The sequence below is a fragment of the Sphingomonas montanisoli genome, assembly GCF_008274695.1.
In the GTDB taxonomy this organism is placed as follows: Bacteria; Pseudomonadota; Alphaproteobacteria; order Sphingomonadales; family Sphingomonadaceae; genus Rhizorhabdus; species Rhizorhabdus montanisoli.
This window is the reverse complement of the sequence record NZ_VTOU01000002.1, coordinates 374,491-390,330: the sequence shown is the minus strand read 5'-3', so window position 1 is coordinate 390,330 and position 15,840 is coordinate 374,491. Positions and strand designations below refer to the sequence as shown.

The following is a 15,840-nucleotide window of genomic DNA, read 5'->3' as shown; positions in this document are numbered from 1 at the left end:
GAAGCGAGGGAGGGAAACGCATTACAGCGTGCGCGCGCGTTCCTCGACTTCGAAGGTTTCGAGGTAGTCGCCCGCCTTGATATCGGTGAAGTTCTGCGTGAACGTCACACCGCATTCCAGGCCGGCGCGCACTTCGGCGACATCGTCCTTGAAGCGACGCAGCGACGCGATCTCGCCGCTGTAGATGATGACGTCGTCGCGCGTGATACGCGCCTTGAGCGCCTTGCGGATGATGCCTTCGGTGACGAGCAGACCCGCTGCCTTGCCATGCTTGCCCGCCGAGAAGACCTCGCGGATTTCGGCGCGGCCGACCACGGTCTCGAAATATTCGGGACCGAGCTGACCCGCCATCGCGGCGCGGATTTCGTCGAGCAGGTCGTAGATCACGTCATAATATTTGAGCGCGACCCCATCCCGCGTGGCGAATTCGCGCGCCTTGGCATTGGCGCGGACGTGGAAGCCGATGATCGGCGCCTTGGAGGCCGCCGCCAGCGTCACGTCACTCTCGGTGATGCCACCGACACCGGCCGACAGGATCCGGACCTGGATATCGTCGGTCGAGATCTTGTTGAGCGAGCCGACGATCGCTTCGACCGATCCCTGCGTGTCCGCCTTCACGACCACCGGGAACTGCTGCGCCTGCTTCGCCTTCAATGCCGAGAACATCGACTCGAGCGTCGCCGGGGCATTGGTGGTGCGCTTCGCCTGGATCACGCTGGCGCGGTAGGCCGCGATCTCGCGGGCGCGGGCTTCGCTTTCCACCACCGACAGCTTGTCGCCAGCGCCGGGCACGCCCGACAGGCCGAGAATCTCGACCGGCTGCGACGGGCCCGCTTCCTTGATGTTGCGGCCCTTGTCGTCGATCAGCGCGCGGACCTTGCCGCTCTCGGCACCGACGACGAAGATGTCGCCGACCTTGAGCGTGCCGCGGCCAACCAGAACCGTCGCGACCGGACCACGGCCCTTGTCGAGCTTGGCTTCGACAACCGTGCCTTCGGCCGAACGGTCGGGATTGGCGCGCAGTTCGAGCAGTTCGGACTGAAGCTGGATCTTCTCGACTAGGTCTTCGAGACCGGTCTTCTTGAGCGCCGAAACCTCGACCTCCTGCACGTCGCCGCCCATCGATTCGACCTGGACGTCGTGCTGGAGCAGCGCTTCTCGGACCTTCTGGGCATTAGAGCCCGGCTTATCCATCTTGTTGATCGCGATGATCATCGGCACGTCGGCCGCCTTGGTGTGGTTGATCGCCTCGATCGTCTGCGGACGCAGACCATCATCGCCTGCGACCACAATCACGACGATGTCGGTGATGTTGGCACCACGTGCGCGCATGTCGCTGAAGGCTTCGTGGCCCGGCGTGTCGAGGAAGGTGATCTTGTCGCCCGACGCCACCTGTACCTGATAAGCACCGATATGCTGGGTGATGCCACCGGCTTCGCCAGACACGACATCGGTGCCGCGCAGCGCATCGAGCAGGCTGGTCTTGCCGTGATCGACATGGCCCATGATCGTGACGACCGGCGCACGCGACTGCAGCGTTTCCGTCGCATCGACGTCGTCGGTCGTGACCAGATCGACGTCGCTATCCGACACGCGCTTGATGTTATGCCCGAACTCGGTGACGAGCAGCTCGGCGGTGTCCTGATCGATCGACTGGTTGACCGTGACGGGCATGCCCATCTTGAACAGCGCCTTCACCAGGTCTGCACCACGCTCCGCCATGCGGTTGGCGAGTTCGCCGACCGTGATGGTCTCGGGCACCGCGACGTCACGGACCTGCTTGGTGGCGGGGCCGCCCATCTGGTGGGCGCGCTTGTCCTTTTCGCGGGCACGCTTGAGCGCGGCGAGCGAACGCGCACGTGCCCCGCCGGTATCGTCGTCGAGTGCGCGGGTGACGGTCAGCTTGCCCGACTGGCGGCGATCGTCGCCCTTGCGGTCGCGCGCGGGCTTGGCCGGCTCGGGACGACGCGCCGGCGTGACCGGCGTGAAGCGACGGGGCGGCGGCACGGCAGAGCCGGCGGGGCGGGCTTCGTCAACACCGGCCTGCGGCGCCTGCTCGGCCGCAGCCGGGTTGGCGGCAGCCTCGACGGCTTCCGCCTCACGAACGGCAGCTTCCTCGGCGGCCGCGCGCTGCGCAGCTTCGTCGGCACGGCGATTCTCTTCGGCGCGGCGCTTTTCTTCCTCCGTCGCCTCGACCTTGGCGCGGTCCTCGCGACGACGAGCCTCCTCAAGCGCGGTCATCCGCGCTTCATCGGCTTCGCGCAACAGACGCGCCTGCTGTTCACGACGTTCGAGCGGCGTCAGCGCGCGGGTCGGAACCGGCGGACGCGGCGGGGGCGGAGGTGCGGCCGGGCGCGGCGTCGGCGCTGCTACAACCGGAGCAGGCGCCGGGGCGGCCGGGGCAGGTGCCTCAGCGACCGGGGCGGCCGGAGCTGGCGCGACCGGAGTCGGGGCAGCGACGGGAGCCGCTACCGGAGTTGGAGCCGGAGCCGGGGTCGGAGCGGCCTGAACCTGCGGTTCTTCGATCACCTGCGGTTCGGCTTCGCCCGGACGGCCGAGGACACGGCGGCGCTTCACTTCGACCACGACGGTGTTCGAACGGCCATGGCTGAAGCTCTGCTTCACCTGCCCGGTCTCGACCGTGCGCTTGAGGCCCAGCGGCGCGCGCATGCCCAGCTTCGGCTTGTTGTCGTCACTCATCAGTAAACCGAACCCTTCACTTCAAACTTAAAGCGCCGATGGACCCCGCGAAGCATCTTCGCAAGGTACGGGCGCGTCGAACCGTCCAATAAAGCCGCACCAGCGGGCGAACGCTTGCGCGACGCGCGCGGCGGAAGCCGGCGCGGTCAAGGCGATATGTACCACATTCTCACGCCCAAGCGCCATCGACAATATGGTGCGCGATACCGGGATTACCAAGCCCCTGAGGTCGCTGCCCTCCCGATCGCTGCCCACACGCAACGCCTGATCAAGCTTGCGATTGCCGTCGGTGCCCGCATCGGCCGCGTGATAAAGCAGGTGAACCTGCCCCCGACGCGCAGCCTCCTCGATCCGATCCGACCCGGCCAGCACCGCGCCCGCGCGATTCTCCAGACCGAGCCGGTCGAGCGCGAGACGCTGCAGCCCCTGCGCGATCATATCGGGTAAGTCGGCCGGGATCGTGATCTCGCCCGTCTTGAACGCGCGGGAGAGAGCGCCCTTGAGCTTGCCCTTCGCGATCGCGATTTCGAGCGCGGCCTTGTCGACGCCGATCCACGCCCCGCGCCCCGGCGCCTTGGCGCGCAGATCGGGCAGCACGATGCCGTCCGGCCCGAGCGCGAGCCGGATCAGATTAGCGCGCGCATCATGCGCGCCCGTCAGGATGCACTTGCGTTCGGGAACGTGCTTGCCGCCCGTTCCCGTATCCGCTTCGGCTATGCCTTCGAAATGTTCATCGTTTGACATTCGCGGGAGCGACCTCCCGCGACGGCGCGATGCCGATGATGACGGCGGACTGCATCTTAGGCTTCATCCTCCGCGAACCAGCCTGCAGCGTGGCGCGCAGCCATGATGATCTCGTTGCCCTGATCCATCGACAGGCCATAGTCGCCCAGCACGCCGCCCTTGTCGGCTTCGGACTGGCCACGATCGCCACGATCGTTTCCGCGATCGCTCTTGTCGGGACCACGGCGACGCTGTTCGGCGCGCTTCTTGAGAACCAGTTCGTCCGATGCGAGATCGGCGAGGTCGTCGAGCGTCTTGATGCCCGCCTTGCCCAGCGTGACCAGCATCGCTTCGGTCAGGTAGGGGATTTCGGCCAGGCCATCCTCGACGCCAAGGCCACGGCGCTCTTCGCGCGCAGCCTGTTCGCGGCGATCGAGCGCCTCCTGCGCACGGCTCTGAAGCTCCTGACCCAGCTCCTCGTCGAAGCCTTCGATCTCGGCGATTTCGCTGAGTTCGACATAGGCGACCTCTTCGAGCGCGCCGAAGCCCTCGGCGACCAGCAGCTGCGCAAGCGTCTCGTCGACGTCGAGTTCGTTCTGGAACATCTCCGAACGCTCGACGAATTCCTTCTGGCGCTTCTCGCTGGCGTCGGCCTCGGTCAGGATATCGATCGCCGAGCCGGTGAGCTGCGAAGCGAGACGAACATTCTGGCCGCGACGACCGATGGCCAGGCTCAGCTGATCGTCGGGAACGACCACCTCGATCCGGCTCTCTTCCTCGTCGATCACGACGCGGGCGACCTGTGCCGGCTGCAGCGCGTTGACGACGAAAGTGGCGGTGTCGGGCGACCAGGGGATGATGTCGATCTTCTCGCCCTGCATTTCCTGCACGACGGCCTGAACGCGGCTGCCCTTCATACCGACGCACGCGCCGACCGGGTCGATCGAGCTGTCATGGCTGATGACGCCGATCTTGGCGCGCGAACCCGGATCGCGGGCGGCGGCCTTGATCTCGATGATGCCGTCGTAGATTTCGGGCACTTCCTGCGCGAACAGCTTCTTCATGAAATCGGGGTGCGCGCGGCTGAGGAAGATCTGCGGACCGCGATTTTCGCGACGGACCGAAGCGATCAGCGAACGAACGCGATCGCCGACGCGGACGACTTCGCGCGGGATCTGCTGATCGCGGCGGATGACGCCTTCGGCGCGGCCCAGATCGACGACGACGTGGCCGAACTCGACGCGCTTGACGACGCCGGTGATGATCTCACCCGCGCGATCCTTGAACTCGTCGAACTGGCGCTCGCGCTCGGCGTCGCGGACCTTCTGGAAGATGATCTGCTTGGCGGCCTGCGCCTGGATGCGGCCGAACTCGATCGGAGGGAGCGGATCGACGATGAAGTCGCCGACGACGGCGCCCTTCTGCAGCTTCTGCGCGTCGACCAGGCTGACCTGCTTGAAATAGTCGTCGACCTGCTCGACCACCTCGACGACGCGCCACAACCGCATGTCGCCCGACTTACCGTCGATCTTGGCGCGGATATCGTTCTCGGCGCCATAGCGGGTCTTCGCCGCACGCTGGATCGCATCCTCCATCGCCTCGATCACGATCTCGCGATCGATCAGCTTTTCGCGCGCGACCGAATCGGCAATGGCGAGCAGCTCGGCCTTGTTGGCGGAAATGGCGGTGGCCATGACGTGCTTATCCTTCCGTTTTGATACTGTCCGCGCCTTCGGTCGAAAGCGGCGCGGTGGCCTTGATGAGAGCGTCAGTCAGGATCAGCTTGGCGCTGGCGATCTGGTCCAGCGGCACGGCGATCTCACCGAGCTTGTTTACATCGAGTCGGACCGAGTCGCCATCGCGACCCAATATCCGGCCATCGAACTGTTTGCGCCCGTCCAGCGGGCTGGCGAGCTTCACGCGCGCATCGAAGCCGGACCAGTCGATCCAATCCTGCGCGCGGGTCAGCGGCCGATCGATTCCCGGCGAGCTGACCTCGAGTCGATATGCCTCCTCGATCGGATCGAGTTCGTCGAACTTCTCCGAGATGCGGCGCGAAAGCGCTTCGCAATCGGTGAGGCCGAGTTGGCGGGTGTCGGGCCGTTCGGCCATCACCTGCAGCGTCGGATCGCTCTTGCCACCGAAGAACGCGACACGCACGAGCGCCAGCCCGAGCGCGTCCGCTTCGGGTTCGATCAGCTTCGTGAGGGCCGCGATATCCGCCATTCAGAGTCCCAATAATGCATGCACGGGGCTTCGGCGCCGGAAGCGTTCGCCCCCGGCCTCGTCAGAGTTACCCATGTCGAGATGAGCCGCGATATAGGCCAAGCCGTTCGGCAGGGCAAGCCGCTCCGCGAGCCTTCAACGCGCTCGGCAGGGCTGCACGCTTTCCGACCATTTCTGCACCTTCGTGGTAAATTCCCGACCAGTGACATATTTCAGCAGCGTAATTTTGCGACGCATTTGCAATTTTACGATTGACTAGCTTGCGAATGATTATCAATAGCCCGCTCACTAGTGGAACAATCCGCACAAGAGGGGGAATTATGTCTCGATCTTCGTCCTTCAAGGCGAGCGCCTCGCCGGCCTTCCTGGCGCTCGGCTGCGTCGGCCTCATCGCCTCGGCTCCGGGCTATGCCCAGGACGCCAAGCCCGCCGCCAGCAAAGACCTGGGCAGCTTCGAAGTCACCGATACCGCGATCGACCAGGTGAAGGTCGAGCGCGTCGAATCTCCCAAGGCGACCCGCCCGCTGCTCGATACGCCGCAGACGATCACCGTCATCGGCAAGACGACGATCCAGCAACAGAACCTGCTCACGCTGCGCGACGTGCTGTCGACTGTTCCCGGCATCACCTTCGGCGCGGGCGAAGGCGGCTTCGGCTATGGCGACCGCATCATCCTGCGCGGCCAGGACGCGAAGAACGACGTGACCGTCGACGGCGTCCGTTCGCAGTCGACCGCCAACCGCAACGAAGTCTATAATATCGAGCAGGTCGAGGTCACCAACGGCGCCAATTCGGTCGTCAACGGCGGCGGATCGGTCGCCGGCACGGTGAACCTGGTCACCAAGCGCCCGCTCGCCGAAACGCAGACCGTGCTGAGCGCCGGCGTCGGCACCGACAATTATTACCGCGCCACCGTCGACTCCAATGTTCGCGTCAGCGATCTGGTCGCGGTTCGCCTGAACGCGGTCTATCACGAGAATGACGTGCCAGGCCGCAAGGTCGAGGATTTCAAGCGTTGGGGCGTCGCACCGGCGATCACCATCGGCATCGAAGGCCCGACCAGCCTGACGATCCAGGGCGAATATCTGGATGACAAGGCGATGCCGCAATATGGCATCCGCTATTACACCAACCTCGGCGGCTTCCTGCCCGAGTTCGACCGCGAGGGCTATTATGGCTTCGCGAACCTCGACCAGCAGAACAGCAAGACCAAGTCGGTCCAGGGCATCTTCAGCCACGAGTTCAGCGACACGGTGAAGATCCGCAACCTGAGCCGCTTCGAACATATCAAGCAGAACACGGTCACCAGCCAGCCGACCGGCACCTTCTGTCTCGCCTCGACCGGCCTGCAGCCGCAGGCGCCGTTCATCGGCGGAACGGCGGCGGCTTGCGGTGCGGCGGTTCCCCCGGGTTTCTACGCGCCCACCGGCGGTCGCGGCGTGCAGCGCTTCATCACCAACGAAACGGTCTACAACCAGACCGACCTGACCGCCGAAGTCGACACCGGGGGCATCAAGCACTCGATCGTGCTCGGCGCGTCGGCGCTTTGGCAGGATTTCGAACAGGTCCAGGGCAATCTGCCGCGCAACCCGGATGGCTCGACACCGGCCTTCCCGCTGGTCAGCATATCGAACCCGGGCAGCGTGGTGCAGGGTCCGGCCGGTGCTGGTCGCGTCTATGGCGACAACAATTATAACGGCCCGGTCAACTTCATCCTCGGCAGCCGCAACCGGGGCGAACAACGCTCCTACGCAGTCTATCTGTTCGACACGATCGCGTTCACCGACTGGTTCGAATTGAATGGCGGCGCGCGGTACGAGCGCGTCGGCGGCAACAACCGCACGCTCAGCTATGTGACGACCGGCGCGACGATCGGCCAGCTGACCCCGCCAACGGCCACGGCGCCGAACCCGAACCAGTTCTATTCGCCCAAGGACAACATCTTCTCATATCGTGTCGGCGCGGTCTTCAAGCCCACGCCGAACACCAGCCTCTATTTTGCCTATGGCAATTCGAAGGCGCCATCGCAGACCTCGGTCGACGGATCGTGCGCGGCCGCGAACTGCAACGTGAAGCCGGAAACCACCAAGAACTATGAGATCGGCGCCAAGGCCGACCTGTTCGACAAGAAGCTGCTGCTGACCGCTGCCTTGTTCCGCAACGATCGCGACAGCATCCGCGTCGCGTCGAACGATCCGACCCAGGTCGATCAACGGCTCGACGGTAATCAGCGGGTCGAGGGCGTGTCGCTCGGCGCTTCGGGCAATATCACCCCGAACTGGACGATCTCGGCGAACTACATGTACCTCAAGTCGGACATCAAGCAGGGCGTCTCGAGCATCTGTCTCGCCAACCCAGGCGTCACCAATGCTGTCGCGACCTGCAATGGCGTCAACAGCCCCGCCTTCCCGGATCCGACGCGCGGCTACTCACTGACCAATACGCCAAAGCATTCCGGCAGCATCTTCACCACCTACCGCTTCGATTTCGGTCTGGAGCTCGGTTACGGCCTGAACCATCAGGGCAAATTCCTGCTGAACCAGCCGACGCTGGCCCAGCTGACGGCCAGCACTTACGTCGCTTATTATGTGCCGAGCTATACGATCCATCGGTTCATGGCGTCCTACCCAATCACCGACAATCTGAAGGCGCAGGTCAACGTCCAGAACTTCACCAACAAGAAGTATGTGACGACCGTCCGCAACGCCGTCGGAGGCAGCTGGGCGCAACCCGCGCCGACCCGTTCGGCGGTGTTCAGCCTGAACTACAGCTTCTGATCCCTCTCCTCGCCGGGCGAGCGCTGCCCGCACCGGCGTCTGGCCCGCCTCTCTCCCTTGAGAGGCGGGCCTTTTCTTTGCGCGCGATCCTCCGCACAGAAAATCGTCACGACGAAGTTATTGCTATTGATTTGCAATAAAGACTCGCTAGAGTGAGTCGGGAAGAGGGAGCGGCGCTTCATCGCCTCTCCTTCGGCAAGGATCACAGCTCCCACGTCGGGCAGGCGCTGCCCCGCAACTGTCCGACGTAGAAGGCCCGCCTCACCCCTGGGAGGCGGGCCTTCCCCTTTTCGGGACGATCGATAATCCGCCAAATCCTGCGGCTGTTCTTTGCTGGCCTGTTACCAAATCGTCGATATTGCGATTGATTTGCAATACGAATCGGCGTAGCGACCTCGGCAGGCAGGGAGTCCTAGAATGCACGCTACGCTGGACATGGCGGGCGGTGGAACGGCCACGGCGAGTTTCCACACGACCTTTCCCGACGAGCGCGAGACCGTGGTCGTCGAACGGTCGGTCTATGGCGGCCATGCCGCGCCGCGCTGGCGCACGATCGCCCTCGTCGTCCTGGGACACGTCGCGCTGATCGGCGCACTCATCAAGCTCGACGTCATCCCGATGGCGAAGGCCAAGCATGGCCCGCTGGTGATCGATCTGGTGATCGAGCCGCCGGTGCCCCCGCCCGTTCCGACCGAAACAGCCAAGCCGGTCGAAAAGGTACGCTCGCTGATCGTCGCACCGCAGCCGATCGTGCAGGTAGTGGCTCCGGCTCCAAGCCCTGTCGTCACCACGCCGACCCCGCCGCCGCCGAAGGCCGAGGTCGCCCCGATCACGCCGCCGGCTCCTGCGGGCCCGGTCAGCGTCGACGACGTATCGTCGAACATGCTGCACTACGAATCGCCCAAATATCCGATCGAGCTGCGTCGCCAGCGCAAGGAAGGCATCGTCCGCCTTCTGTTGGTGATCGATACGCAGGGTCGCGTCGCGCAGGCATCGATCATCGACACCAGCGGCTTCAAGTCGATGGACCAATCCGCGCTGGACGCGGTGCGCCGCTGGCTGTTCAAGCCCTTCATGCGCGGCGGCGTTCCAGTCGAAGTCCAGGGTGCCGTGCGGTTCCCATTCAAGCTGAAGTGATCCGCGCATGATGATCGCCATTCCCGGCGTCCTCGACGCCGATGCGCTGACGCATGTCCGCATGCTGATCGACGCGGCCGAATGGGTCGACGGCAACATCACGTCGGGCCACCAGTCCGCGCTCGCCAAGCGCAACCGGCAATTGCCCGAGGAGAGCGAGGCCGCGCAGCAGGCGGGGCGCATCATCCTCGACGCGCTCGGCCGGTCGCCCCTGTTCATTGCGAGCGCACTGCCGCTCAAGATATTCCCGCCCTTGTTCAATCGCTATTCGGGGGGCGAGAAGTTCGACACCCACGTCGACAATGCGGTGCGTATTCGCAGGGGCACCGACTTCCGCGTTCGTTCGGATCTGTCGATGACCGTCTTCCTGGCCGATCCCGACAGCTATGACGGTGGCGATCTGGTGGTCGAGGACACGTACGGCGCGCACAGCGTCAAGCTCGCGGCGGGCGACGCCATCCTCTATCCCTCCTCCAGCCTGCACATGGTGACGCCGGTGACGCGGGGGGAACGCATCTGCTCCTTCTTCTGGATGCAGAGCATGGTGCGCGACGATTCGGCGCGCAGCCTGCTGTTCGATCTCGACCAGTCGATCCAGACGATCGCGGCCGACCGGGGCCAATCCGACGCGGAAATCATCCGCCTGACCGGCGTCTATCACAACCTGCTGCGCCGCTGGGCCGACGCCTGACAGACCTCCCTAATCCTTTAGTTTAGGTCCGATCCGGTCCCGGATGTAAACAATTGCGAAGCTCCGGGATTGAGGCTAGCGCGCCCAGCCGATCGGACTATTGCGGTCCGATCAGTGCAGGGGCGTGTAGCTTTGATCGAGATTGGCGACAGTAGCGGAGTGTATCGGGAGCGGGCGGCGGAAGAGCGCCGTGCGGCCGCGCGCGCCACGACCGCCGAACTGCAGCGCACCCATCTCCAGCTTGCCGAACATTATGAGCGCCGGGCGCGCGAACTCGAACTCGGCATGGGTCAATCGAGCCGATCGGCGCATCGCTAACGCCGCGTCGTCAGCCGATCGTCGATCACCGTCATCGTGAAGATCGGATCGGCATCTGGCGGAACCTCTGCCACCGCATCCACGAAAGCGGCGCGGGTTTCGGGATCGTCATAGACCATCTTCTTGTCGAACGCCGCGCGCCAGGTCGCCTCGTCGGGCCATTCGGCATAGCCGACGAAGCGCCCGTCGCCGTCGCGATGCAGACGCGATCCGTAGCTGCCGTAAATCTCGCGGATCAGGTCCGTCCCCCGCGCCCAGGCGCGCACGAACTGCTCCTCCTTGCCGGGGTGGACGCGCCACCAATAGACCGCGACGAACATCGTCAAAGATCCGGCAGTGTCTGTGACACCCGCCCCCAACCACGCAGCGCTTTCGACGAGGCGCGGTCGATCAGCTTTCGCGCGTCGGCGATCGTGAAAGCGCCGGCCTTGTCGAACCCGTCCAGCTCGTCCCACGTCACGGGGGCTGCGACCGGCGCGTTCTCCCGCGCCCGCACGCCATAAGGCACCACGGCGGTCGCGCCGCGCTGGTTGCGCAGATAGTCGATGAAGATGCGGCCGACGCGCTTGGCCTTCGCCATGTTGGCGACGAAGCGATCGGGCTCGGCCTGCGCCAGCGCCTCGGCGAAGCGGTGACTGAAATCCTTGGCCACGGGCCATTCGGCTTCGGGGGTGAGCGGCACGACGACATGCACGCCCTTGCCGCCCGACAGCATCGGATAGCTGACGAGTCCGATGTCCGACAGCATCGTGCGAATATCCTTCGCGGCCGCCTTCACCGCATCGAAATCGAGCCCCTCGTCGGGATCGAGATCGAAGATCATCCGGTCGGGCTTTTCGACATCGTCGATCCGCGATCCCCAGCCGTGGAACTCGATCGTCCCCATCTGGACGCAGGCGAGGATGCCGTCGACGTCGTCGACATAGAGGTAGTCCTCCGCCTTTCCATTCTTCTCGCGGATCGGGATGCGGTGGACATGATCGCCGAAGCTGCCGGCGTCGTGCTTCTGGAAGAAGCATTGCTTGCCGCGCCCCTGCGGACAGCGGACCAGGCTGACCGGCCGTTGCGCGATCCAGGGCAGGATGATCGGACCGATCGCCTGATAATAGTCCGCGAGGTCGCCCTTGGTCGCCTTCGACTCGGGGAAGATCACGCGATCCCGGCTGCTGATCTTCACAGTGCTTTCGGGTTGAGCGGCGGCGACCTTCTCGACCGGCTTGGGCTCCTCGCGCGTGACGTCCTTCGCGGACTTGTCCGATCGCAGCCCGACGAAACTCGCATGGCGCAGCACGCCGTCATGGGTGAATTCGGCGAAGGCGATCTCCGCGACGAGATCGGGCTTCAGCCAGCTTGCCCCGCGCGCGTCCGTCCGGGGAACATCGGCGGGGGCGGTCTTGCGGGCGCGGCTGCCGAACTTGTCCCAAAGCATGTCCATGGTCGCCTGATCGAAGCCGGTTCCGACCTTGCCCGCATAGACGAGCTTACCGCCTTCTCGCTGGCCCAACAGCAGCGAGCGGAAGCGGCGACTCTTGTCGCTCTTCGACCAGCCGATGATGACGAATTCCTGCCGTCGGGTGCATTTGACCTTGAGCCAGCTCTGCGTCCGCGCCGATCGATAGGGGGCGTCTGCGCGCTTGGAGATGATCCCCTCCTGTCCCGCCCTGCACATCGCCGCGAACAGCTTTTCGCCAGCACCGATCACATGATCGGAGACGCGGACGACGGCATCGTCATCGGGTAGCAAAGCGGCGAGCCGTTCCTTGCGCTCGATATTGGGCCGCGCGGCCAGATCCGCGCCGTCGAGCGAGAGCAGATCGAAGGCGAACAAGGTGAAGCCGCCCTTCCCCGCCTTGAGTGCGGTCTGGAGCGCCGAGAAGCTGGGATTGCCATCGGCGTTAAGCTTGACGATCTCCCCGTCGATCAGCGCAGGGGGCAGATCGAGCGCGGCCACGGCCTTCGCGACGTCGGCAAAGCGATCGGTCCAGTCGAGGCCGGTGCGGGTGTGGATCGTCACCTTGTCTCCCGCGACCGCGATCAGCGCGCGATAGCCGTCATATTTGATCTCGTGGAGCCACTGATTGCCGGTCGGCACATGATCGACGAGGGTCGCGAGCTGCGGCTTGCGGAAGGCGGGTGGTTTGCCCGACGCGGCCTTTCGCCTCGCCGGCTTCGCCGCTGCTTCCACATGCGATTCCGCCTTGGCCATCGCCGCGTCGAACGCCTTGCCGCTCTTGCCCTTCAGGCTTATCTCACCGCCGACATCGCTTTCGATCTCCGCCATCGTCCGCCCGGTCTTGACGCTGGTGAGCGCATGCGCGGTCAGGTCGTCGCTGCTGCCCGCCTCCTTATCGTCGATCTTGCGCAACAGCCAGTTCTCGCGCTTTTCGCCGGGCTTGCCTTTGATCCGCACAAGCAGCCATTCGCCCTTCATTCGCTCGCCATCGAGGGTGAAGTGGAGGTGGCCCTTCTCCAGATCCTTCTCGCTCTTGCCCTCGATCGGCGCCCAGTTGCCTTCGTCCCACAGCATCACCGTGCCGCCGCCATATTCGCCCTTCGGGATCGCCCCTTCGAACGTGGCATAGGAGATCGGATGATCCTCGGTGCGCACCGCGAGCCTTTTGTCCGCGGGATCGAGGCTTGGTCCGCGCGTCACCGCCCAGCTTTTCAGCACGCCGTCCATCTCGAGGCGGAAGTCGTAATGCAGCCGCGTGGCGGCGTGCTTCTGCACGATGAAGCGATGCCGGCCGCTCTTGTCGACCTTCCCCGCCGGTTCGCGCGTCTTCTTGAAATTGCGCTTGGCGTTATATTCGGCAAGGCCCGCCATCGGTTCAGGCGCGTTTGCGCGCAGACGGCTTTGCGGCAGGCGGCTTCGCAGCAGCCTTGCGCGCTGCGGGTTTCTTGGCGGGCGCCGCCTTGCCGCCTTCGACCGATTTCTTGAGCGCGGCCATCAGATCGATGACATTGCCCTTGCGACCGTCCGGCGCGGGCTCATCGCTTTCCTCGATGATCCGCTTGCCCTTGGCCTTGCGCTTCTTCTCGATCAGACCTTTGAGCGCATCGACATAACGATCGTGGAATTCCTTCGCGTCGAACTTGCCCGTCTTCTTCGCGATCAGCGTTTCGGCGAGGTCGAGCAAATCCTCGTCCGGCTTGTGATCGGGAATGTCGCGGAAATAGCCCTGCGCCTTGTTCACCTCATCGGCATAGCGCAGCGTTTCCAGCACCATTCCACGCCCGCACGGCTTCAGGCTCACCACATATTCGCGGCCGCGCATCGCAAGCTGGCCCAGCCCGACCTTGCCCGTCTTCTTCAGTGCCTCGCGCAGCACGATGAAGGCGTCCTCCGCCAGTTCATCCGCCGGCACGACGAAATAGGGCTTTTCATAATAGAGGACGTCGATCTCGCTGGCGTCGACGAACTGGGTGAGCTCCAGCGTGCGCTTGCTCTCCAGCTTCACCGCATCAATCTCATCCTGTTCGAGCAGGACATATTCGCCCTTCTCGATCTCGAAGCCTTTGACGATCTCGTCGACATCCACCGGACCGATACCGGGCACCGTCTTTTGCAGCTTGATCCGCTTGCCCGAAGGTTCGTGCACCTGATGGAAAGCGACCTGAGCCGAACTCTTCGTCGCGCTGAAGATCTCGACCGGAATCGAAACCAGAGCGAGGCGGATCTGACCCTGCCAATAGGCGCGCGCGGCCATGTCTTTTCCTTCACCGTAACGGAGGCGATTCAAAGCATGGGACGAAGGTCGGTTCCGTGATTGACGAAGCGGCCCGAAATTCAGCGAAAACGAGCTTTAGGGAAGGTTTCGTTAAGCACTGTGGCGGTAATACGAAAGGATGAAGCATACGCCCATTGCGACCACAGCGCCGGTAACGTCGGACGAGTTGCAGACCGCGATCGAACGGATCGCGGCGGGATGCGGCCGTTTCGCCATCGAATGCAGCGATGTCGGCGGCAAGATCGTCCATGTCGGGGAGGAGATCACCGAACAGACCGACCTGATCGGCAAGCTGCAGAAAGCGGCAACGTCGCTGCACAAGGAGCAGCAGCAGGTCGCCGAGGCATCGGCGGAGGCGCATGAATATGCGGGCCAGGCGCGCAGCCATCTGCTCGGCTCCAAGCCGGTCGTCGAGGAAGCGATCGAAACCTTCGGCGGCCTGACCGATCTCGTCGTCCGGCTCGGCGACCGGATGGACATGCTCGAAGAAGCGCTGCGCGAGGTGCAGAAGGTTGCCCAGACGATCGACACGATCGGACGGCAGACGAGCCTGCTCGCGCTCAACGCGACGTTGGAGGCCGCGCGCGCCGGCGACGCGGGGCGCGGCTTCGCGGTGGTGGCAGGCGAGGTCAAGAAACTGGCCGGCGACACCCGCGCCGCGACCGACAAGATCGCACAGACGATCGATCGCCTGTCGCGCGAGGCCAAGGGCATCGGTGCCGAAATCGATGCGGGCGTCGCAAGCGGGGGCGAGGCACGCCAACGCACCGCCGCCTTGTCCGACATGCTGGGCGAGACATTGAGCTTCGTCGACGAACTCGACGCGCGCACCGACAATATCGCGTCGGGCTCGCTCGCGATCCGTCAAAACGTCCACGATCTGGAAACCGGACTGACCGGCCTTAGCGAAGCCGCGCAGGCCAATAGCGGTGCACTGCGTGCGGCAAGCGATCGGCTCGAAAGCCTCGAGCGTATGTCGAACGGCCTGCTCAACCTCGTTTCACAGACCGGCGTACGCACCGCCGATACGCCGTTCGTCGATCAGGCACGGCGCACATTACGCGCGATCGAACGCGTGATCGAAGACGCACTCGATGCCGGCGAACTCGATGAATCGACCCTGTTCGACAGTCATTATGTGCCGGTCGAAGGCTCGAACCCCAAACAGTACCTGAACCGCTTCGTGCCTTTCGCCGACGCCCGCATCCGGCCGATCATCGACCGCGCGGTCGATGCCGACAGCCGCGTGCTCGCGACCGCGCTGGTCGATATGAGCGGCTATCTGCCGACCCATATCAGCGCAAAATCGCTGCCGCAGGGACCGGACCCGCTGTGGAATGCCGAGCATTGTCGCAACCGCCGCAGCTTCATGGACGATCAGACCGCGGCCAACCTGCGCAGCGATGCGCCCTTCACGCTCGAAACCTATCGCCAGCCGCTGGGCGGCGGGCGCTACCGCCCGGTCAAGTCGATCGCCATCCCGTTCCGCGTGCGCGGACGACGCTGGGGCAATCTCGAATTCGCTTATCTGGACTGACCG

12 protein-coding genes are annotated in these 15,840 nt (G+C 64.4%); 5 read left to right on the top strand and 7 right to left on the bottom strand.

Annotation, left to right across the window (positions count from 1 at the left end; genetic code table 11):
- Positions 1-21: 21 nt before the first annotated feature.
- The 4 genes from infB to rimP are packed head-to-tail and all read right to left on the bottom strand — an operon-like array spanning position 22 to position 5,649.
- Entirely contained in the window at positions 22-2,700 is a 2,679-nt protein-coding gene (gene infB / locus FYJ91_RS07515; RefSeq protein WP_149521652.1) for a translation initiation factor IF-2, read from the bottom strand.
- Positions 2,701-2,727: 27 nt separating this feature from the next.
- Positions 2,728-3,444 (bottom strand): DUF448 domain-containing protein, encoded by a 717-nt coding sequence (locus tag FYJ91_RS07510; RefSeq protein ID WP_149521651.1) that lies wholly within the window; start codon positions 3,442-3,444, stop codon positions 2,728-2,730.
- 56 nt (positions 3,445-3,500) lie between these two features.
- Positions 3,501-5,117, bottom strand: coding sequence for a transcription termination factor NusA (gene nusA / locus FYJ91_RS07505; RefSeq protein WP_149521650.1), 1,617 nt, complete (start codon positions 5,115-5,117; stop codon positions 3,501-3,503).
- 7 nt (positions 5,118-5,124) lie between these two features.
- Complete coding sequence (gene rimP / locus FYJ91_RS07500; protein ID WP_149521649.1) at positions 5,125-5,649, bottom strand: ribosome maturation protein RimP; 525 nt, start codon at positions 5,647-5,649, stop codon at positions 5,125-5,127.
- Between the two features lie 320 nt (positions 5,650-5,969).
- Between rimP and FYJ91_RS07495 the strand changes: the two genes are divergently transcribed.
- The 4 genes from FYJ91_RS07495 to FYJ91_RS07480 all read left to right on the top strand — a co-directional run bounded on the left by FYJ91_RS07495 (position 5,970) and on the right by FYJ91_RS07480 (position 10,572).
- Positions 5,970-8,426, top strand: coding sequence for a TonB-dependent receptor (locus FYJ91_RS07495; protein ID WP_149521648.1), 2,457 nt, complete (start codon positions 5,970-5,972; stop codon positions 8,424-8,426).
- 417 nt (positions 8,427-8,843) lie between these two features.
- Complete coding sequence (locus tag FYJ91_RS07490) at positions 8,844-9,563, top strand: energy transducer TonB (RefSeq protein ID WP_149521647.1); 720 nt, start codon at positions 8,844-8,846, stop codon at positions 9,561-9,563.
- Positions 9,564-9,570: 7 nt separating this feature from the next.
- Positions 9,571-10,254 (top strand): Fe2+-dependent dioxygenase, encoded by a 684-nt coding sequence (locus FYJ91_RS07485; protein WP_149521646.1) that lies wholly within the window; start codon positions 9,571-9,573, stop codon positions 10,252-10,254.
- Positions 10,255-10,386: 132 nt separating this feature from the next.
- Positions 10,387-10,572: a hypothetical protein gene (locus FYJ91_RS07480; protein WP_149521645.1), complete on the top strand. Its 186-nt coding sequence runs from the start codon at positions 10,387-10,389 to the stop codon at positions 10,570-10,572.
- On the opposite strand, the gene FYJ91_RS07475 is transcribed toward FYJ91_RS07480, so the two are convergent.
- Genes FYJ91_RS07475 through ku form a run of 3 tightly spaced genes read right to left on the bottom strand, consistent with a single transcriptional unit; the run spans position 10,569 to position 14,279 of the window.
- Entirely contained in the window at positions 10,569-10,892 is a 324-nt protein-coding gene (locus tag FYJ91_RS07475; RefSeq protein WP_149521644.1) for an antibiotic biosynthesis monooxygenase family protein, read from the bottom strand. The genes FYJ91_RS07480 and FYJ91_RS07475 overlap by 4 nt on opposite strands.
- 2 nt (positions 10,893-10,894) lie before the next feature.
- Positions 10,895-13,396 (bottom strand): DNA ligase D, encoded by a 2,502-nt coding sequence (gene ligD / locus FYJ91_RS07470; RefSeq protein WP_149521643.1) that lies wholly within the window; start codon positions 13,394-13,396, stop codon positions 10,895-10,897.
- Positions 13,397-13,400: 4 nt separating this feature from the next.
- Complete coding sequence (gene ku, locus FYJ91_RS07465) at positions 13,401-14,279, bottom strand: non-homologous end joining protein Ku (protein ID WP_149521642.1); 879 nt, start codon at positions 14,277-14,279, stop codon at positions 13,401-13,403.
- Between the two features lie 139 nt (positions 14,280-14,418).
- On the opposite strand from ku, the gene FYJ91_RS07460 reads away from it, so the two are divergent.
- Positions 14,419-15,837, top strand: coding sequence for a methyl-accepting chemotaxis protein (locus tag FYJ91_RS07460; protein WP_149521641.1), 1,419 nt, complete (start codon positions 14,419-14,421; stop codon positions 15,835-15,837).
- Positions 15,838-15,840: the final 3 nt, after the last annotated feature.

Excerpts from the sequence above, each read along its gene's own strand:
- infB (WP_149521652.1), bottom strand. The coding sequence starts at position 2,700 with ATGAGTGACGACAACAAGCCGAAGCTGGGCATGCGCGCGCCGCTGGGC.
- FYJ91_RS07510 (WP_149521651.1), bottom strand. The coding sequence starts at position 3,444 with ATGTCAAACGATGAACATTTCGAAGGCATAGCCGAAGCGGATACGGGA.
- nusA (WP_149521650.1), bottom strand. The coding sequence starts at position 5,117 with ATGGCCACCGCCATTTCCGCCAACAAGGCCGAGCTGCTCGCCATTGCC.
- rimP (WP_149521649.1), bottom strand. The coding sequence starts at position 5,649 with ATGGCGGATATCGCGGCCCTCACGAAGCTGATCGAACCCGAAGCGGAC.
- FYJ91_RS07495 (WP_149521648.1), top strand. The coding sequence starts at position 5,970 with ATGTCTCGATCTTCGTCCTTCAAGGCGAGCGCCTCGCCGGCCTTCCTG.
- FYJ91_RS07490 (WP_149521647.1), top strand. The coding sequence starts at position 8,844 with ATGCACGCTACGCTGGACATGGCGGGCGGTGGAACGGCCACGGCGAGT.
- FYJ91_RS07485 (WP_149521646.1), top strand. The coding sequence starts at position 9,571 with ATGATGATCGCCATTCCCGGCGTCCTCGACGCCGATGCGCTGACGCAT.
- FYJ91_RS07475 (WP_149521644.1), bottom strand. The coding sequence starts at position 10,892 with ATGTTCGTCGCGGTCTATTGGTGGCGCGTCCACCCCGGCAAGGAGGAG.
- ligD (WP_149521643.1), bottom strand. The coding sequence starts at position 13,396 with ATGGCGGGCCTTGCCGAATATAACGCCAAGCGCAATTTCAAGAAGACG.
- ku (WP_149521642.1), bottom strand. The coding sequence starts at position 14,279 with ATGGCCGCGCGCGCCTATTGGCAGGGTCAGATCCGCCTCGCTCTGGTT.
- FYJ91_RS07460 (WP_149521641.1), top strand. The coding sequence starts at position 14,419 with ATGAAGCATACGCCCATTGCGACCACAGCGCCGGTAACGTCGGACGAG.